Genomic DNA, 17,522 nt, shown 5'->3' with positions numbered 1-17,522 from the left:
CATGCAGGTGGCGTTCGCGAACATCGCGACCGAACTCAAGCGGATGGACGTCGACGAGTGGCGCGTCGAGTCGGGAACCGACCACCGGTCGGACGAGCCACACCTCCCGTACGCGAACGCACCGAACGAGCCCGACGACCCTGGTGTCGTCGCTCGGTGGACTGTGGACGGTGATCAGTTCGCCGCGCCGTGCGACCGCTGGAACACGATTCGGGACAACGCGCAGGCGGTCGCGAAGTACCTCAACGCGAAGCGGGCTCTCGACCGATACGGCGTCGCGACAGTCGACTCGGAGTTCGCGACCGCGCGTCTCCCCGCGGGCGATGAGCCGACGGCCGCCGCTGCTCCCGCGCATGTGGTTCTCGGCGTGCCTCCAAACGCGTCTGCCAGCACGGTGAGACGCGCCGCGAGGCAGAAGAAGGCCGAGACGCACCCCGACAACGGAGGCGATGTCTCGGAGTTCAAGCGCGTGACGAAGGCGGAGAAGACCCTGCTCTCGGGGGTAACCGATGAGTGACGGCGCCGTTCAGAACGGGGGTAACCAGAACGACGCCGACGCTGTCGACCTGCTCGAGGAAGCCGCGGACGCTGTGTCCCACCCGCGCTCGCGCGAACTCGTTCGTGACGCGCTCCAGTTGGAGACGAGCATCCGCAACGGGACCGGTGTCTACGGACTGATCCGGCAGGCCGGTGCCGACCTGGACGCGCCTCTGGAGGATGACGATGAGTGATGCCGAGTCGTCCGTCGGTGGTTTCGAGACGCGCGGGATGCCGCGAGACGAGCAGGTCCAGTACCTCGCTCGCAAGCTGATGATTCCGCTGTCGGAGGCCGACCGACTGCTGCGAAACATGGAGGCTGAGTAAGATGGTCGATTCGCTGACCTGCGCCGTCTGCGGTGGGTCGGTCCCGCTCGACGAGGACCACCACTACGTGACGGACGAGAAGAAGCGGATGCACGACCGCGACGAGCAGGACGAGTTCGTACTACACGACCGATGCGCACGTGCGACCTTCGAGGGCTGGTGGTCGCCGTGAGTACCCGCGAGACAGTCGGCGGCTTCTCCGTCGACACGCGGCACAAGACCCGCGCGGAGTGTCCCGCGTGCGTGTCAGTCGAAGACCTCTATCACCTCGGATACGCCGCGGACCACGGCCACTGTCACAACGGTCCCGTGGTTGGTTGGGTCTGTTCCTCGTGCGAGTCGGAGGTTCTGGAACTGCTGGATTCGCGCTACTCCACAGTCGACCTCGTGGACCCGTGCAACACGTCTGAGGTGAAACAGTGAGGGCGCCCGAAGACCTCTCCCCTCGCGACGCCGTCGATCGCTACCTCGATCGGCGCAGCACCGAACTCGCCGAGTCGTCGATCCGCTCGTACCGCTATCGGCTGAAGCTGTGGGTCGAGTGGTGCGAGGACGAGAACATCGAGTCCCTGGAGGAGCTTTCGGGCTGGACCTTCGAACGCTTCGAGGCGTTCCGCTCGGGACAGGGTATCGCGTCGCCGACACTCCACGGTGAGATGGAGACGCTGAAGGGACACATCGAGTATCTGGAACGGATCGAGGCCGTCGAGGATGGCCTCGCCGAGAAGGTCCACGTCCCGGACGTCCCTGATTCGGAGATGTCGCGGGACACGATGCTCCGACCCGAAGATGCGGAGGAACTCATCCGGTACTACCGGACGCACGACCACGTCTACGGCACGCGGTTCCACGTCGCTCTGGAACTCGCGTTTCACACGGGTGCGCGACTCGGAGCGCTGCGCGGCCTTGATCGTCGCGACTACCACTCCGACGAGCAGTTCGTCGAGTTCGTTCACCGACCAGAGACAAACACGCCGTTGAAGAACCAGCGGAGTGGTGAGCGGTCGGTGTCGCTTCTCTCGGAGGTCTGCGACGCCGTCGACGCGTACATCGCCCGGCACCGGCCCTCCGGCCACGACGAGTTCGGCCGGTCGCCGCTGTTCGTGACGTTTCACGAGAACCGCGTCAGCGAGAACGCGTTTCGAGCGTGGATGTACCGCGCGACGCAACCGTGCGTCGCGGGTGCGTGTCCTCACCAGTACGATCCGAAGGACTGCGACTTCCGTCGGCACTCGACGGCGAGTCAGTGTCCGTCCTCGAGGGCACCGCATCACGTTCGGACGGGTTCGATCACGTGGCATCGAGACCGAGGTTTCCCTGCGGAGGTGACTTCTGAACGTGTGAACGCGTCTCAGGACGTCATCGAGAAGCACTACGACAAGGCTTCCCAGCGAGAGCGGATGGAGTTGCGCCGTCGCCCTCACCTGGAGAAGCTGACGATCGACTGAGCCTGTACCAGCAGGCTCGCCGAGCAATCTGAGCCAGACAACCTACCGTTTGGCTCGCTGATGAACATGAGCCAGCACCAACTATCAATGCGACTGACTCAGCGGATAGACGTACGGTACGGTCAAGAATTTACGGGTGGTTGCGGTCCGGGCGGTCCCACTCTTGTGCGAGAAACGAACGTGACGAGCCAAGAGTGGCAACCGTCCGGATTCGAAGCAGGGAACGAACGAAGTGAGTGACTGAGGTTCGACATCCGGGCGGTCCCATCGCGTATATAAAAGATCCAGCGCATTTTGCCGGTTCTTTCACCGCCCTCAGCGGAGGTGCTCGGCGTGAGTCTCGCGCCGTCCAAGCGCGGAGGGCGCTACCGAAGCCGTCGTTCACCGACCCGTCGACGACCTCCCTGCTCCACATGTGGCGCAACATGTATCATTCATTACCGACTACAGACGAGCATGGCCGCCGAGGATAGCTACGAGGAGACGAAGGTGAGCGAGAGCGGTATGGTCACGATTCCGGCCGCCATCCGCCGACGCCTCGATATCGAACCCGGCGACACGATTCGATGGGAAGTCGCCGACGACGGTTCGCTGAGCGTCGGCGTCGTCCACGAACGGTACGGCGCCTTCGGCGACTTCGAACCCGCTTCGATGGGTGGCGACGGACTGGAGACACACGACCTCGTGGGACACGAACGCGAGGCGACGGAGCAGAACTGAGTGGCGTCTGCCGTCGTCGATACGAGCGTTCTGATCGCAGGGTTCGACGCGGACGACGCCCGCCACACCGCCGGGTTCGACATCGTCCGCGGCGTCGACGCGGGCGACCTGCCGACCGGGCGAGTGACGAACTACGTCGTCCTCGAGACGCTCAACTGGATTGACGGGCGAAATCGGCACGACAAGGCGACCGAGGTGTACGAACGGCTCAACACCTCGTCTGGATTCGAGATTCACCACGCACCGCAGAAGGACTTCAGGCGGGCGATGGAACTGTTCGAGACGTACGACGGTCTCGCCTTCGGCGACGCGACGATCGCCGCCTACATGGAACGGACGGACGTCGAATATCTCTATTCGTTCGACGACGATTTTGACGCACTCGACTGGGTAACTCGGTTGGAAACCGCGGATAACCCCTTCTGACCCGACTGCTGGCGATTTTGCGTCGAGAAAGTTGCTTCCCCGAAACTGCATACGGCCGCCGAGACGACGTGTGCAGAATGACTCCGGCCGGGGCGAACTCGCTGGGGGTTCGCCCGGTCCGTCGGGGGTTATCGAGGCGGTGAATCCACCTCTCTTTAGGTAGTCCGTCGAAACGAGCGACCGCATAGAACTAGGTTTCGGGGGACGTGTGCAATTCGATGCGCCTCAGAATGACCGACAAGCGGGAACGTCGCCTCGACGCGCTGACCGACGCGCTCGACGAAAAACGAAGTCGAAAGCTATCGACCGGGCGATAGCGTTCACCTTGCAGATGCGCGGGAACTCGGTCGCTCATCCAACCGGGAAGTTCGAGGAGTTGATTCAGGCGGCCGAAGAGCGGGGGAGTTTAACGGCGGTGGAGATCACCGAGATACTCGATATACGGGAGATTCCGGTAGAATACGAGTCTCGGTGGTCTGTCGGCAGAGAATAGCTGAGCGAAGGAACCGGAGAGTGAGTAGAGTTATCAATCTATTTCATGAACAGTTCGATATGTCGACAGAACAAGGAACCTCGGTCACGATTGAAGACGGCCGTCTGGAGGTTTCTAACTTAGAGATCGAAGACACCGAGATTGTAGACTACATTCGGAGCGTAGACGAGGATGAGCGGGCCGCTGAGATTCGGCGGGCGCTCCGAATCGGAATTACAACGATGGACCTCGCGACGACCTCCGGTGAACAGGAGTACGTCGAACGAAAATTCGAGGAGATGCGTCGGGACTTCGAGGGAGAAATAGAGCGAGTCGAAGAGGAGATCGAGGAGAAGTTCGGAGAGGAGGGCCACGTTCCGAACGTTCTCGATCAGCACCTCGGCGATGACGGGACACTTCGAGAACGCCTCGACGACGCGTTCGGTGAGGACGGAGTGTTCGTCGAACGCCTCGACGAAGAACTGGGAGAAGACGGTGAGCGAATCTCCGAAGCACTGGATCCCGATAAAGAAGGAACGCCGACGAACAGGCTGAAGAGCGTCTTCAAAGACGAGATTCGCTCTGTTCGCGAGAAGATCGAAGAAGAGTTCACTGCCGCAGAAACCGAATCGGAGATGCGGCAACAGACACGGTTGAAAGGAGACGAGTTCGAGGAGACGGTAGACGACCTGCTGGCTGAGTTGGTGCGAGGAACCAGCCACGAGTACGAGTTCACGGGCGATACGATCGGTGAACTCACCGACCGGAAAGTGGGAGACTTCGTTCTCACGCTGGAAGAGACGGGGCAACGAATCGTGATCGAGGCGAAGAGCGACAAGAGCTACTCGCAACCGGAGATCAAGAAGGAACTCGATGATGCGATCGAGAACCGTGACGCCGACTACGGAATCATCGTGTTCGAGTGCGAAGACTACGTGCCGAACAAGGTCGGCTACTTCCAGGAATTCGAGAGGGACAGACTGTCGATCGCACTGAGCGAGGACGAAGACGCCGAAGAGGTTGAACCGGGGTACTTGCGAATCGCGTTCAGTTGGGCGAAGACGCGGGCCATCCAACAGTACGCTGATTCGGATACTGATTTCGACGCCGAAGTAGTACAGACGAACATCAGCGAGGTAGAGGATGCAATCGGGCGCTTCTCTACGATTCGGAGCAAGACCACGTCACTCGTCAAGACGGCCAACGAGATAGACGAACAGTTAGAGGAGATCGAGAACGACGCGAAGGGACGACTTGCAGATATTCGCGCAGAACTTCGGGCGTCTGGACGGAGCTAATTCGCGGGGGTTACGTAGTATCCCGGTCAGCATTGATCAGCCTACGAATCATCTCAGTATTTTCGGAGTAAAGCACTCAGGAAAGGGGGGGTGAGCAGCAGTCGTCAGGTGAACCATTAAGAGCCTCCGATAGCATCTCGTCTCCCATCTGAGTGTCCCATGTTGAACGTCGCCGATATGAGAGAGATGGACTGTCTTGGTCGCGTTGAGACCAACCTAACTGAGCATCGAATTTATTTGCTCAACGATCAAGTACATCTCATCATCTAATTCTGAAGCATTCATCTGTCGAGCAATAGACCACCCATGCTGTTCTTCATCGTATGTGACTCCGTCTGCAAACTCCTTAAAAAGGCCCTTCAAAACGTTCTTGGAATTTTTCTGACCTGAATTGTTGTTAAGATACTGTTCTATTTTACTCTCTGAGAAATTGAATGCCGCCGAAATTGCTCTGGGAGAGTCTATCAAATAGGATTCAATACAATATTTGTCAAGGATGTGAACTCGGTATTCACCGATCTCACCTTTTAGATCTTGGTGTTTTTCATCTGGATTTTGATCATCAAAGTCAAATACGAATAAAAATGGTAAACGTAGTCTGCTGGTTATGTTCGCCAATGTTGGAGCATTCTTTACAAGCGTATCACCACCCCCACTAAACACTTCAATCCTTAGTTCATCGAACGATTTCAACGAATCATCTGACGAAGAGATAGTTCTAGAAAATTCTTCAAGTATTCTCTGATCCGAGCGACCCTCTACAAAAAGAATCCCTGAAGATTGGTACAAGCTACTATTGCTATATCCTAGGTTCACTAAGACATCATCAGCAGATCCTTCGACTCGGAAGAGCTCCGAGACACCAGTTTCACCATCTCTGTGAACATGAAGAATATTGTCTACTTTACTCTGATCTACAAAGACTTCAGAATGAGTCGTCACAATAACCTTTGTTAGCTCATTTTCTGAGATGTTCTTAAGTAAGTCAAATATTTTTCTCTCAGCGATAGGATGTAAATGTAACTCTGGCTCTTCAATCAGTAGTAGGTTCGATGAACCATCTGAGAGGATTATTTGTGTGATTAGAGTCAGGATCTCTTTTGATCCAGAGGAGATCTCAGAAAGTTCGAACGCTGTTCCGAATCCAGGTTCATCAACAACTACAGTAATATTTTTAGCCTTCCTCCCAGGAACCCGAATTCCAGAGACACCATCCATAATATTAACGAAAGCCCTCTCTATCCGGTCAAATTTGTCATTAGGCTCGTCACGGAGTGTTTTTAGTACTTGTGCGAGGTTGTCCCCATCGCGCTCAAGATCTGTGGTGTTCCGGAATGCAGGTAGGTCATTGGGAAGCCGGAACGCGTTAATAAATGACCAATCACTTACAGTCGATTTAACATTCTTTCAAAAGGAGAGCTGATATTATACATCGAGGTAGTGCTTGAAGAGTAACGAGCCATTGGTAACGACTCGAACTTCAAATACTTCCGTCGACCGTTGGAATCCGTGTATGTGATTTTTTCAAATTCACCATTGATTTCTCCAGCAAGTAAAGAGGTGGATAATTTTCCATCTTCTAACACGATAGTATGAGTCAAGTGGCGAAAGCTGTTATTTTCCCTCAACTGGTCAACATCAGATTTTGTAGTTCCTTTCTTTTCCGCCATATAATCGAAAAGGGCCTCATATTCTACAGAGGTCAGCTTGTAGTTAATTTTGATTGATAACTGTCCCTTAGATGATTTCCCAGAGATGAGGCTGGTCACAGACTGCAAATTGAAATTTTCTAGGATTACTTCTCGATAATTTGAGAATACATCAATTATTCCAGATTTTCCAGAATTGTTTCTCCCCACAACAATATTTAGATCGCCGATGTTAGCGTCAAATTTATCGAAGCTCTTGTATTGTTGTGTCGAAATACCTTCTACAATCATTATTGAGTTACTCTTCTTAGTTCTCTTCTGTAGGATGATGCTGCCCAGAGAGATACAAACTTCCCTTTTCAGCAACTTGATAACGCCCTCTATCTGTTTTTTAACTAAGTCGTTCTCAACTAAGATTGGAAGTCGACGGCTTACCTCTGCACGACTTTTATCAATGTTTTCAGCTATTATCGTTGGAGAAAGTACTAGCTCTGATGAATGTAGAACTTCTAAAATTCGGTCATCAATCGGAAGTTGCATCCAATTCCCCGGTTGCCTGCGAGCACTGTTCACGGCTATTCCCTATACAGGGGAAATCTACTTATTAGATTTCACTCATTAAGTGATGATAGATACCTCACTAAGTAGTGAGCAAAATTTATGAATCACTACTTCGTGAGCCAGGCCAACGGAATCCCTTCGCGGACCTCTCGTTCGCCATTGGGTCCACCACAGAAGCGGACCCCGTGTTGCACCACAAGTCCGCACGGGCTTCCGTGACCACACCACGAAAGCCATGAATTCGAAAGCTACGCGGGGGCTTCAATCCCCCGACCAAGCGGCAGTATCGCCCGGAAAAACCGTTTAGTTTCACCGGCTGAATCGGCCCAAATCGGAGGTGCGTCCCCCGGATGGACGAAACTTCAGTTTCACTCTCCATCCACGGATTCGAGTTTTTACCTTCCCTCTCGTCGGGAGTCGATGATGGCGGCGAAGAAAGTCTCTCGGAGCGACTGATTGGTCGAACAGGAAACGGTGCGCGACGCCCGAAATCCGTGGTGCGTGGACGACCACGGAATCAGAGAGAGTGGAGCAAAGCGGAACGACCAAGGTTCGAATCCGGGCGGCACCACCGCGTACACACGAGAGAACGACAGAAGGCGGCCCGTCTCGACACACTTCGCGAGAGCGATCACCGCCCGCCGGTTCCGGTGAGATACCTCCATATACTTCGCGACGCTCGGCGACAAGCACCCTCACCAGTCGTCGCCGCGGTCGGCGTACGCAGTCATCACCCGGCGTTCGATGCGCTGGAGGCGGTCGCCGACCGTCCCCGGCGCGACGTCGAGGTGGTCGGCCAGCGCGCGCTGGGTCGTCCGTCGCGGCACCTCGTAGTATCCCTTCTCGACGGCCAGGTCGAGCAGGGCGGCCTGCGGGTCGGTCAACGTGGGCTCCGCCTCGGCTTTCGATTCGACGCCGCCGACTCGCTCCACGGTGACGTCGACGACGTCCGGAATCTCGGTGGTGGCCCGGTGGATGCCCTCGTCCGTCCCGACGATAGTGAACTGAACGGCGGAGTCGCGTTCGCGTCCCCGGTGGTCGATTGGCCACTCGAGGACGATATCGTGGCGGTAGAGGATGTCGAGCAACTCCTTGATCGGCCCGACGCTCCGATGGTGAGCGTAGACGACGCCGCGTCCGTCCGTCCCCGCGACGTTGTACTGGAGCACGTCGTCGTCGGACTCCAGCAGGTCGCGGGCGACGGCGAGGTCGCCGCAGACGTCGGAGAGTCCGACGTGCCGTCCGTTCTCGGTGGGGCCGAGGTACCGCGTCGCCGTCGTCGAGACGGCCGGAGAGTCGTCGAACAGGTCGAACGTCGGTTCGCGCACTCCGTCGGGGAGCGAGAGCGAGAGCGTGGCGTAGCGAAGCATGTCGGTGGTCACGGTGTGAGTAGAGGCGGGAATATAAACACCGCTCACATGCTGGAAGGAACGCTCAACCGTGGCGCGCCCCTCGAAACAGTAGATGAGTGACCAATCAGCGGTCGACGAGTTCCCGCCGGGTCCGACGGGACTCCCCGTCGTGGGCGCGATGCCCTACTCCGTCCTCGGCGGACTGGACTTCCGCGAACGGATGGCGGAGGAGTACGGCGACATCGTCCACTGGGAGACCCACCGGGATCACGTCTACCAGCTCAACGACCCGGAGTTCATCGGACACGTGCTGGTCCACAACAACACCAACTACGTGAAAGGCGAACAGTTCCAGCGGCTGCTCGGCCCGCTACTCGGCAACGGCATCCTCAACAGCGAGGGCGAGGCGTGGCGGCGCAACCGCCACCTCGTCCAGCCGTCTTTCCACCCCGATCAGATACAGCGGTACGCCGGGATGATGACCGACTTGACCGAGGACATGCTCGACGACTGGTCGGACGGGCAGACGCGTTCGATCCACGACGACATGATGGAGCTGACCCTCAGAATCGTCTCCGAAGCGCTGTTCGGCGTCGACATCGACCGGTACGTCGACGACATCGAGACCGCGGTCGGCGACTTCCTCCCGGCAACGACGAGCCTGCCGAACTTCCTACTCCCAGAGGAGGTACCGCTCCCGTCCCGACGGCGGATGAGCGACGCTCGGGACACGCTCGACGACGTCGTCGACGAGATCATCCAGCGCAAGCGACGGGACCCCGGCGAACACGACGTGGTCTCGAAACTGCTCGCCGCGAGCGACGACGACGGGAACTCGCTCTCCGAGAAGCAGATTCGCGACGAGGCCATCACGCTCATCACCGCGGGCCACGAGACGACGGCGGTCTCGCTGACGTACACGACGTACCTCCTCGCGCAGCACCCCTCCGTCGAGTCGAAACTGGTGGCCGAACTCGACTCGGTGCTCGGCGACGAGCCGCCGACGATGGCCGACCTCCCGAAACTCCCCTACACGGAGAAGGTCGTCAAGGAGTCGATGCGGCTGTTCCCGCCGGTCCCGGGCATCGTTCGCGAGGCGAAGTCGACGGACGAAATCGGCGGCTACACGATTCCCGCGGGGTCGAGGATGTTCATGAACCAGTGGGTCGTCCACCGGGACGGGCGCTGGTACGACGACCCCCTGGCGTTCGAACCGGAGCGCTGGACGGAGGAGTTCGAACGCTCGCTCCCGCCGCTGGCGTACTTCCCGTTCGGGGCGGGGCCGCGGCGGTGTATCGGCGACCGCTTCGCGATGCTCGAGGCCCGCCTCATCCTCGCGACGGTCTACCAGGACTACCACCTCGAACTCGTCTCCGACCGGAATCTGGAGGTGGTCCCGACGATAACCTCGCGACCGGACGAGGAGGTCAGGATGAAGCTTCACGACCGGGCGTCCGAAGCGGCGACCGAGACGACGCGGTAAGCGGTCGGCCGGCGAGTCGGCACGGTCACCGAAACCGGTCGCATCCAGAGCGGTGCGGCGGAGGTGGCACTTTATGAGCGCCCCGGATACGTACCGTATATGGAAACGCAGACGCGGTCGTTGCTCGACCAGCTTCCGCCCGAGCGACGAGCCGAGGTCGAGGAACGCGTCGAGACGCTGCTCTCCGAACTGACGCTCGAACAGAAAGTGGGACAGCTGAACCAGTTGAACGCCGACTTCGCGACGGGAACCGCCGTCGGCGACATGGACGTCGAACAGGGGGTTCTGGACGGCGACGTCGGGTCGGTCCTGAACGTGGCGGACCTCGAAGAGGCCCGGGCGTTTCAGGAACTCGCGGTCGAGGAGTCCGACCACGGGATTCCGCTCGTACTGGCGCTGGACGTCATCCACGGCCACCGGACCATCTTCCCGATTCCGCTCGGCGAGGCGGCGTCGTGGAACCCGGAGATGGCGGAGCTATCTGCTCGCGTCGCCGCGACCGAGGCCGCCGCCAGCGGGGTCCACTGGACGTTCGCGCCGTCGGTCGACGTCAGTCGCGACGCGCGCTGGGGACGCGTCATGGAAGCGGCGGGCGAGGACCCGTACCTCTCCGCCGAGATTTCGAGGGCGCGCGTCCGCGGGTTCCAGGGCGAGGACCTCGCCGCGGACGACACCGTCCTCGCGTGCGCGAAGCACTACGTCGGCTACGGCGCGTCCGAGGCCGGTCGCGAGTACAACACGGTCGACCTCTCCGAGACGGCACTCCGCGAGGTCCACCTCCCGCCGTTCGAGGCCTGTCTGGAGGCGGGCGTCGGCAGCGTGATGAACGCGTTCAGCCTCTACGACCGCGTCCCGGCCAGCAGCAACGAGGAACTCGTGCGGGAGTTGCTGCGCGGCGAACTCGGCTTCGACGACCTCGTCGTGTCCGACTGGAACTCGTTCGGCGAACTCCTCGAACACGGGGTCGCCGGGGACCTCCGCGACGCGGCGCGGGCGTGCATCGAGGCCGGGTCAGACGTCGACATGGTCAGCGGGGCCTACGCGACCGAACTGGTCGACCTGGTCGAGGACGGCGTCGTCGACGAGTCGCTCGTCGACCGGGCCGTCCGACGACTGCTGACCGTCAAAGGCGCCCTCGGCCTGTTCGAGGACCCCTACCGCTACTTCGACGAGGAGCGTCGGTCTCGGCGACTCCTCACCGACGACCACCGCGAGGCCGCCCGCGACGTCGCGCGCGAGTCGCAGGTCCTGTTGAAGAACGAGGGCGGCCTGTTACCGCTCGACGACGGGGGGGACGTCGCACTCGTCGGCGGACTCGCGGACAGCGCGACGGACATGCTCGGAGCCTGGCGCGCCGAAGGCGACCCGGACGACGTGACGACGCTCAGAGCGACGCTCGCGGACCGCGTCGAGGGTCTGACGTACGTCGAGGGCTGCGACCGTGACGGCGCCGTCAGCGACGAGCAACTGGAGGCGGCAGTCGAGACCGTCGCGTCCGCGGACGCCGCGGTCGTCGCCGTCGGCGAGCGCTACAGTCAGAGCGGCGAGGCGGCGAGTCGGGCGCACGTCGACCTGCCCGGCGACCAGCGAGCGCTCTTGGAAGCGCTCGTCGAGACGGGAACGCCCGTCGCCGCCGTCCTGTTCAACGGTCGGCCGTTGGCGATCGACTGGGCGGCCGAACGCGTGCCCGCGATTCTCGAAGCCTGGTTCCCGGGCGTCGAGGCGGGTCCCGCCATCGCCGACGTGCTCCTCGGCGAGTGCGACCCGTCGGGTCGGTTGCCGATGAGTTTCCCCGTCACCGAAGGCCAGATACCCGTCTACTACAACCGCCTGCGAACCGGACGACCGGCCGAGGACGCCGACCTGACCGAACCGCCGTCGGACCCCGGCGAGAAGTACCTGTCCCGCTATCTCGACGTTCCGAACGAACCGCTGTACGCCTTCGGCCACGGCGAGAGTTACACCACGTTCGCGTACACCGACGTGTCGCTCGACGCGGCCACGATGACGGCCGACGAGACGCTCTCCGTCGACGTGACGGTCGAGAACACCGGCGACCGGGCCGGGACCGAAGTCGTCCAGGTGTACCTCAGAGACCCGGTCGGCAGTCGCGCGCGGCCGGTCAGAGAGTTGGTCCGCTTCGAGAACGTCGACCTCGACGCCGGCGCGTCGGCGACCGTCTCGTTCGACCTGACGGCGGCCGACCTCGCGTTCTGGACGGCCGACGACGAGTACGCCGCGGAACCCGGCGAGTTCGAGGTGCAGGTCGGCCACGCGGCCGACGACATCGCCGCGGTCGAGACGTTCGAACTGGTCGAGTGAGGCGGTCGGCGGGTCGGTCGCCGCCGACTGCGCGCGAGGGTCCGGTCGCCGCCGACTGCGCGCGAATCGCCCGGAGCTGTCAGCTTCCTGTCGAACGTCGTGTCAGCAGCCACGACGACGACCGGGAAGGATAGTTTCGAGTACAAGAGCGTGATGGCCGGGTGAACAGACAGTTTCGATGTATTTGATGTACGACTGGCAGTATTTTTTCCAACCCAGAAGGCACTTATAACAAGGGCGAGGCATCCGAGATACCCCTACCCGAGGGACGCAATCCGAGTACGTCGCCGTTCGCCTCCGAGCAGTCGGGCGCGGGCGGTCGTAGACCAAAGCTTGCGTTCCGTCGCAGTCTCCAACTATGAGTGAAACATCGAAACTCCGCGCAGTCACCCTCGCGGCGCTGATGGTCTGCTCCGTATTCGCAGGAGCCATCGCGTTCTCGGGGTCGGCTGCCGCCGACAACCACGAGTTCACCTACGAAGGTGGCGCGGCCCACTACCAGACCGGTGGTCAGGCCGTCGTCGAAGTACCGTTCAACAGCAACGTCGATAGCGCCAGTCTGACGGCAGCGAACTTCACGCTGACCGACGACGACGAGAACGTCTCCGACTCGATCACCGACATCTCCGCGAGTGGCGGTACGGTGACCGTCGAGACGAACGAGGTCGTCCGTTCGAACGACCTCGAACTCGAACTCTCGGGCGACATCCGCAACGCGACCGGTGAGACGCTCGCGAACGACGGCACCTACGACGTCGACTTCGCGGCCGTCACCGTGGGCGCGGACGGCGACGTCAACGCCTACAAGGGCTCGAAAGTCGCCGTCGTCGCCGACAGCGGCTCGACCGACGTCGAAATCGTCGGGACGGACGACGACAACAACTACTTCCGCTCGGGCAACACGGGCACGAACAGCGAAGTCTACATCTTCGACACGTCGAACCGTCAGCTCGGCGAGTACGAGGTCACCTACGAGAACGGCTCGACGGCGACCGTCACGGTCCGTCAACTCGGCCTCAGCGCCAACATCGACGACACGAACATCACGACCGACGACGACGTCGAGGGTAACGTGACGGCAAACGCGGGCAACCGCGACGTCGACGTCGTCCTCCTCGACGGCGACGACGACGAAGTCGCCTCCGACACCGTGTCCCTCAGCGGGCAGGGCGAGGCCGACTTCAGCTTCGACGTCTCCGACACGGGCGACTACACGGTCGAAGCGACCGACCTCGACTCCGGCGTCACCAACGAGTCCGAGTCCATCACCGTCTCGAAAGCCGGTGAGGGTCGCGCAGACGTCGCAGAGGGCGTCGTCACCGAGCAGCGCGGTGACATCGCCAACATCACCGTCGACCTGCAGAACACCGACACCGCGACGCTGACCGTCGGCGACGACGACGTCGGCTACCGCACGAACGTGACCGTCGAGGACGGCTCCGACGACGGTCAGGTCACGGTCCAGTTCAACACCTACGAGGCCTCCATCGGGAACGCGCAGAACGCCTTCGAGGTGGCCGACTCCGACGACTCCATCGAGAACGTCGAACCCGACAGCCAGAACCAGATCGACTCGCTCCTCGACGCGGGCGAGTACCCGCTCGAAGTCCGCTCGGGTGACGACGCCTCCGTCGACGCCGAGGGCGTCGGCACGCTCGTCCTCGAAGAGCGCAACACGAGCGCGCTCGACAGCTGGACGGCCGCGTCCGGCACCGACTTCGAGGACACCGAAGCGGTCTACGAAGCGGTCCAGAACAGCAACCTCACGCAGGACGACCAGATAGCGTACGGTGACCTCGCCGTTCACCAGCTTCAGGCCTCCGGCCTCGAAGGAGCGATCGACGCGAACGACGACGACGCGACGTCCGAGTTCTGGTCGCTCGAACAGAGCGGCGCGGTGGACCTCACGGTCGAGCAGACGGACGCCGGTGCGAACCGCGACCCGTACGAGGTCCAGCTGGCACAGAGTAACACGACGGTCGTCGCCGACGCCGACAACGACACCTACTTCATCGTCTACGACACGGACGAGGTCGGCACGACCGGCGACGACATCGAAGCCGACGACGGCCTGACGGCCAACTTCACCGTCGCCGCCGACGAGGGCAACCTCACGGCCGACGACGAGAAGCAGACGGTCGAGGACGAGTACGAGATCGTCGACGCCGAGCACACGCTCGACGAACCCGTGAACGTCTCCGCGGCCGCGAACCAGACGATAGAAGGCGAGACGACGGTCGCACCCGGTACGGAACTCAGCCTGCGCGTCCGCTCTAGCGGCGACACGCAGCCGAGCTTCCTGAAGACCGCGACCGTCTACGTCTCCGAGAACGAGACGTTCTCGAGCACGTTCGACTTCAGCGAGCAGGAAGCCGGCGACACCTTCGACGTGACCGTCCGGGGCGGCGTGGCCGACTCCGAAACCGTCGACGGTAACGTCGGCGAGGGCGGCGCGAACGAGACCGAGACGGACACCAACGAAACGGTGACCGAGACGGAGACGATGACCGAGACCGGCACGCCCGCCGAGGGCACCGAGACCGGTACGCCCGCCGAGGGCACCGAAACCGCCGCGCCGACTGACGGCGAGACCGGTACGCCCGCCGAGGGCACCGGCACCTCCACCGGCACGCCCGGCTTCGGTGTCGTCGTCGCCGTGACGGCGCTCCTCGCCGCGGCGTTCGTCGCCGTCCGCCGCGACTAACGTCCGAACCACCGGCTCACGCCGGCCTCAGCGCTTCACCTTTCTTTCGACGCTCCGACCCGAGAGCGACAGCGACCGCCGAAGAACGGTCGCCGCCACCGGGGCCGAGAGACGACGGCCGGCCGCCCGACGTGGGGCGACCACGACACCGCACGCCGACGCTCGACGGTCGTCTCACCCGCCCGGACCGCCGCGACCACCGTCTATAACACGACCGACAGAGATGCTCTCTGCATGGCTATCGACCTTCGCAGCGACACGGTGACGCGGCCGTCCGAAGCGATGCGCGACGCCGCGCGCGACGCGCCCGTCGGCGACGACGTGTACGGCGACGACCCGACGGTGAACGAACTCGAAGCGACCGCGGCCGAGCGAGTCGGGATGGAGGCGGCCCTGTACGTCCCGACGGGGACGATGGGCAACCAGATAGCCGCCCGCGTCCACACCGACCGCGGGCAGGAGGTGCTGTTGGACGAACAGGCGCACGTCTACAAGTGGGAACTCGGCGGCCTCGCGCAACTCTCGGGACTGCAGGTCCGCTCGTTCGACGGCGGCGACGCCGCCGCGCCCGCGCCCGAACAGGTCCGCGCGGGCTACGTCGCCGAGAGTCTCCACGAGGCCGGGACCGGTCTGCTCGCACTGGAGAACACTCACAACGCCCGGGGCGGCGTCGCCGTCCCGCCCGAGACCATCGACGCCGCCGCCGACGCCGCCCACGAACTCGGCGTGCCGGTCCACCTCGACGGGGCGCGCCTGTTCAACGCCTGCGTCGCCCTCGACGTCGACCCCGAGCGAATGACGCGCGAGGTGGACTCGGTGATGTTCTGCCTCTCGAAGGGCCTCGGCGCGCCCGTCGGGTCGATGCTCGCCGGCAGCGAGGAGTACGTCGAACGCGCCCGTCGCGTCCGCAAACTGTTCGGCGGCGGGATGCGGCAGGCGGGGATAATCGCCGCCCCCGGACTGGCGGCCCTCGACAACGTCGACCGACTGGCCGACGACCACGCCAACGCCGCGCGTCTCGCCGAGGGGTTGGACGCCGTCGACGGCCTGCGCGCCCCCGCCCCCGACACGAACATCGTGCAGGTGTTCACGGACGAGGTGGGCCTCTCGGCCGACGAGTTCGTCGACGTCTGCGAGGACGCGGGGGTCCTCGGCGGCGCGCACGGCGACTATCTCACGCGGTTCTGTACCCACCTCGACGTGTCTGCCGACGACGTGGACGCGGCGATAGAACGAATCGAGTCGGCGATGGCCGAGCGCTGAGGCCGAGCGCTCTCGGCTACAGTTCGGGCTCGATGTAGACGAACTTCACCCGTTTGTCCTCGGCCTTCATCTTCCGCTCTATCGCCGAGATGTCGTCGTCCAAGTCAGCGGTGTCGAGGCCTGAATCGAAGCTGATGTCGGCGTTGACGAGCACCTTCTCCGGGCCGACGTGGACCGTCCGGAAGTTGTCGACGTGGACGACGCCGGGGTGAGCCAGAACGACCTCGCGGAGTCGCTTCTCGACGTCGTTCGGGAGGCTCTCACCGAGGAGGAGCCGCTTGTTCTCCCACGCGAGGGCGAGCGCGAACCCCATCAGGAGGACGCCGATGACCGCGGCGCTGACGGCGTCGTAGATGTAGTTGCCCGTCACCTCGGTGAGGACGACGCCCACGAGGGCGATGCCGGCGCCGAGGAGGGCGATGCCGTCCTCGGTGAACGCCGTCAGCGTCGTCACGTCGCTCGTCTTTCGGAACGCGTCGACGACGCCGTCCCACTCGTACTCGCGTATCTGTCGCCGGAGTTCGGCCGCGGCCTTCTTCATCGCGTAACTCTCGAAGGCGATGGCGCCGACGAGGACGACGACGTTGACGTACCACCCGGGGAACGTGTAGCCCGCGAACGACACCAGTCCGCCGAGGGCGTGGCCGCCGTGGACGATGGCCTCGTAGCCGTGTTTCAGCGACTCCCACCCGGCGATGCCGAACAGCAACACCGAGACGAGAAACGAGTAGAAGAACTGTGCCTTCCCGTAGCCGAACGGGTGCGCTCGGCTCGCTTCCTTCCCGCTGTACCGGATGCCGACGAGGAGGAACACCTGGTTCCCGGTGTCGGAGATGGAGTGGTACGTCTCCGACAGCATCGAGGGACTCCCGGTGAGGAGGAAGCCGAGGAACTTCAGAACCGCGATGGCGCCGTTCGCGACGAGGGCTGCGATGACGACGCCTCTGCTACCTGCCATAC

The 17,522-nt window shown here is 62.0% G+C and carries 17 protein-coding genes; 13 read left to right on the top strand and 4 right to left on the bottom strand.

Annotated features, from left to right (window positions below; all coding sequences use genetic code 11):
- The first annotated feature begins 1 nt into the window (after position 1).
- From BM310_RS02070 to BM310_RS02040, 9 genes are all read left to right on the top strand, one after another.
- The gene (locus tag BM310_RS02070) at positions 2–517 is read left to right on the top strand and encodes a J domain-containing protein (protein WP_245778415.1); all 516 of its coding nucleotides are present in this window, start codon (positions 2–4) and stop codon (positions 515–517) included.
- Complete coding sequence (locus BM310_RS02065) at positions 510–731, top strand: hypothetical protein (RefSeq protein ID WP_089804146.1); 222 nt, start codon at positions 510–512, stop codon at positions 729–731. Before BM310_RS02070 ends, BM310_RS02065 begins: the two co-directional genes overlap by 8 nt.
- Positions 724–864 carry a hypothetical protein gene (locus tag BM310_RS21170; RefSeq protein WP_177232506.1) on the top strand — a complete coding sequence of 47 codons (141 nt, stop codon included), beginning with the start codon at positions 724–726 and terminating at the stop codon, positions 862–864. Before BM310_RS02065 ends, BM310_RS21170 begins: the two co-directional genes overlap by 8 nt.
- Position 865: 1 nt before the next feature.
- The gene (locus BM310_RS21165) at positions 866–1,036 is read left to right on the top strand and encodes a hypothetical protein (protein ID WP_177232505.1); all 171 of its coding nucleotides are present in this window, start codon (positions 866–868) and stop codon (positions 1,034–1,036) included.
- Entirely contained in the window at positions 1,033–1,287 is a 255-nt protein-coding gene (locus BM310_RS02060; RefSeq protein WP_177232504.1) for a hypothetical protein, read from the top strand. The genes BM310_RS21165 and BM310_RS02060 overlap by 4 nt, the downstream gene beginning before the upstream one ends.
- The gene (locus tag BM310_RS02055; RefSeq protein WP_089804142.1) at positions 1,284–2,312 is read left to right on the top strand and encodes a tyrosine-type recombinase/integrase; all 1,029 of its coding nucleotides are present in this window, start codon (positions 1,284–1,286) and stop codon (positions 2,310–2,312) included. Before BM310_RS02060 ends, BM310_RS02055 begins: the two co-directional genes overlap by 4 nt.
- A 456-nt stretch (positions 2,313–2,768) precedes the next feature.
- Entirely contained in the window at positions 2,769–3,032 is a 264-nt protein-coding gene (locus BM310_RS02050) for an AbrB/MazE/SpoVT family DNA-binding domain-containing protein (RefSeq protein WP_089804140.1), read from the top strand.
- Positions 3,033–3,458 carry a type II toxin-antitoxin system VapC family toxin gene (locus tag BM310_RS02045; protein WP_089804138.1) on the top strand — a complete coding sequence of 142 codons (426 nt, stop codon included), beginning with the start codon at positions 3,033–3,035 and terminating at the stop codon, positions 3,456–3,458.
- 552 nt (positions 3,459–4,010) lie between these two features.
- Complete coding sequence (locus BM310_RS02040) at positions 4,011–5,228, top strand: hypothetical protein (RefSeq protein WP_143105089.1); 1,218 nt, start codon at positions 4,011–4,013, stop codon at positions 5,226–5,228.
- Positions 5,229–5,444: 216 nt separating this feature from the next.
- Here BM310_RS02040 and BM310_RS02035 read toward each other — a convergent pair whose 3' ends face one another.
- The 3 genes from BM310_RS02035 to BM310_RS02025 form a co-directional block, all read right to left on the bottom strand.
- Entirely contained in the window at positions 5,445–6,599 is a 1,155-nt protein-coding gene (locus tag BM310_RS02035) for an ATP-dependent nuclease (RefSeq protein WP_089804133.1), read from the bottom strand.
- Positions 6,600–6,613: 14 nt separating this feature from the next.
- A complete protein-coding gene (locus BM310_RS20815) occupies positions 6,614–7,417 on the bottom strand; it encodes a hypothetical protein (protein WP_245778414.1) in 804 nt (267 codons plus the stop codon).
- 716 nt (positions 7,418–8,133) lie between these two features.
- Complete coding sequence (locus tag BM310_RS02025; protein ID WP_089804132.1) at positions 8,134–8,820, bottom strand: helix-turn-helix domain-containing protein; 687 nt, start codon at positions 8,818–8,820, stop codon at positions 8,134–8,136.
- A gap of 82 nt (positions 8,821–8,902) precedes the next feature.
- Here BM310_RS02025 and BM310_RS02020 point away from each other — a divergent pair, with 82 nt between their 5' ends.
- From BM310_RS02020 to BM310_RS02005, 4 genes are all read left to right on the top strand, one after another.
- Positions 8,903–10,273, top strand: a complete 1,371-nt coding sequence (locus BM310_RS02020) for a cytochrome P450 (protein ID WP_089804130.1) — start codon at positions 8,903–8,905, stop codon at positions 10,271–10,273.
- Between the two features lie 99 nt (positions 10,274–10,372).
- On the top strand, positions 10,373–12,595 hold the full coding sequence (bglX, locus tag BM310_RS02015; protein WP_089804128.1) for a beta-glucosidase BglX: 2,223 nt from the start codon (positions 10,373–10,375) through the stop codon (positions 12,593–12,595).
- 358 nt (positions 12,596–12,953) lie between these two features.
- Entirely contained in the window at positions 12,954–15,299 is a 2,346-nt protein-coding gene (locus BM310_RS02010) for a DUF7827 domain-containing protein (RefSeq protein ID WP_089804126.1), read from the top strand.
- Positions 15,300–15,533: 234 nt separating this feature from the next.
- A complete protein-coding gene (locus BM310_RS02005) occupies positions 15,534–16,562 on the top strand; it encodes a threonine aldolase family protein (RefSeq protein ID WP_089804124.1) in 1,029 nt (342 codons plus the stop codon).
- A gap of 16 nt (positions 16,563–16,578) precedes the next feature.
- Here the strand turns inward: BM310_RS02005 and BM310_RS02000 are convergent, their stop codons facing one another.
- Complete coding sequence (locus BM310_RS02000; protein ID WP_089804122.1) at positions 16,579–17,520, bottom strand: cation diffusion facilitator family transporter; 942 nt, start codon at positions 17,518–17,520, stop codon at positions 16,579–16,581.
- Positions 17,521–17,522 lie beyond the last annotated feature (2 nt).

Source organism: Halogeometricum rufum (assembly GCF_900112175.1).
Taxonomy (GTDB): domain Archaea; phylum Halobacteriota; class Halobacteria; order Halobacteriales; family Haloferacaceae; genus Halogeometricum; species Halogeometricum rufum.
The sequence above is the reverse complement of the archived record's forward strand: the minus strand, read 5'-3'. Positions and strand labels throughout refer to the sequence as shown.

What these genes read in the sequence shown, in the direction of transcription:
- BM310_RS02070 (WP_245778415.1), top strand. Translation starts at nt 2, where the DNA reads ATGCAGGTGGCGTTCGCGAACATCGCGACCGAACTCAAGCGGATGGAC.
- BM310_RS02065 (WP_089804146.1), top strand. Translation starts at nt 510, where the DNA reads ATGAGTGACGGCGCCGTTCAGAACGGGGGTAACCAGAACGACGCCGAC.
- BM310_RS21170 (WP_177232506.1), top strand. Translation starts at nt 724, where the DNA reads ATGAGTGATGCCGAGTCGTCCGTCGGTGGTTTCGAGACGCGCGGGATG.
- BM310_RS21165 (WP_177232505.1), top strand. Translation starts at nt 866, where the DNA reads ATGGTCGATTCGCTGACCTGCGCCGTCTGCGGTGGGTCGGTCCCGCTC.
- BM310_RS02050 (WP_089804140.1), top strand. Translation starts at nt 2,769, where the DNA reads ATGGCCGCCGAGGATAGCTACGAGGAGACGAAGGTGAGCGAGAGCGGT.
- BM310_RS02040 (WP_143105089.1), top strand. Translation starts at nt 4,011, where the DNA reads ATGTCGACAGAACAAGGAACCTCGGTCACGATTGAAGACGGCCGTCTG.
- BM310_RS20815 (WP_245778414.1), bottom strand. Translation starts at nt 7,417, where the DNA reads ATGCAACTTCCGATTGATGACCGAATTTTAGAAGTTCTACATTCATCA.
- BM310_RS02020 (WP_089804130.1), top strand. Translation starts at nt 8,903, where the DNA reads ATGAGTGACCAATCAGCGGTCGACGAGTTCCCGCCGGGTCCGACGGGA.
- bglX (WP_089804128.1), top strand. Translation starts at nt 10,373, where the DNA reads ATGGAAACGCAGACGCGGTCGTTGCTCGACCAGCTTCCGCCCGAGCGA.
- BM310_RS02010 (WP_089804126.1), top strand. Translation starts at nt 12,954, where the DNA reads ATGAGTGAAACATCGAAACTCCGCGCAGTCACCCTCGCGGCGCTGATG.
- BM310_RS02005 (WP_089804124.1), top strand. Translation starts at nt 15,534, where the DNA reads ATGGCTATCGACCTTCGCAGCGACACGGTGACGCGGCCGTCCGAAGCG.
- BM310_RS02000 (WP_089804122.1), bottom strand. Translation starts at nt 17,520, where the DNA reads ATGGCAGGTAGCAGAGGCGTCGTCATCGCAGCCCTCGTCGCGAACGGC.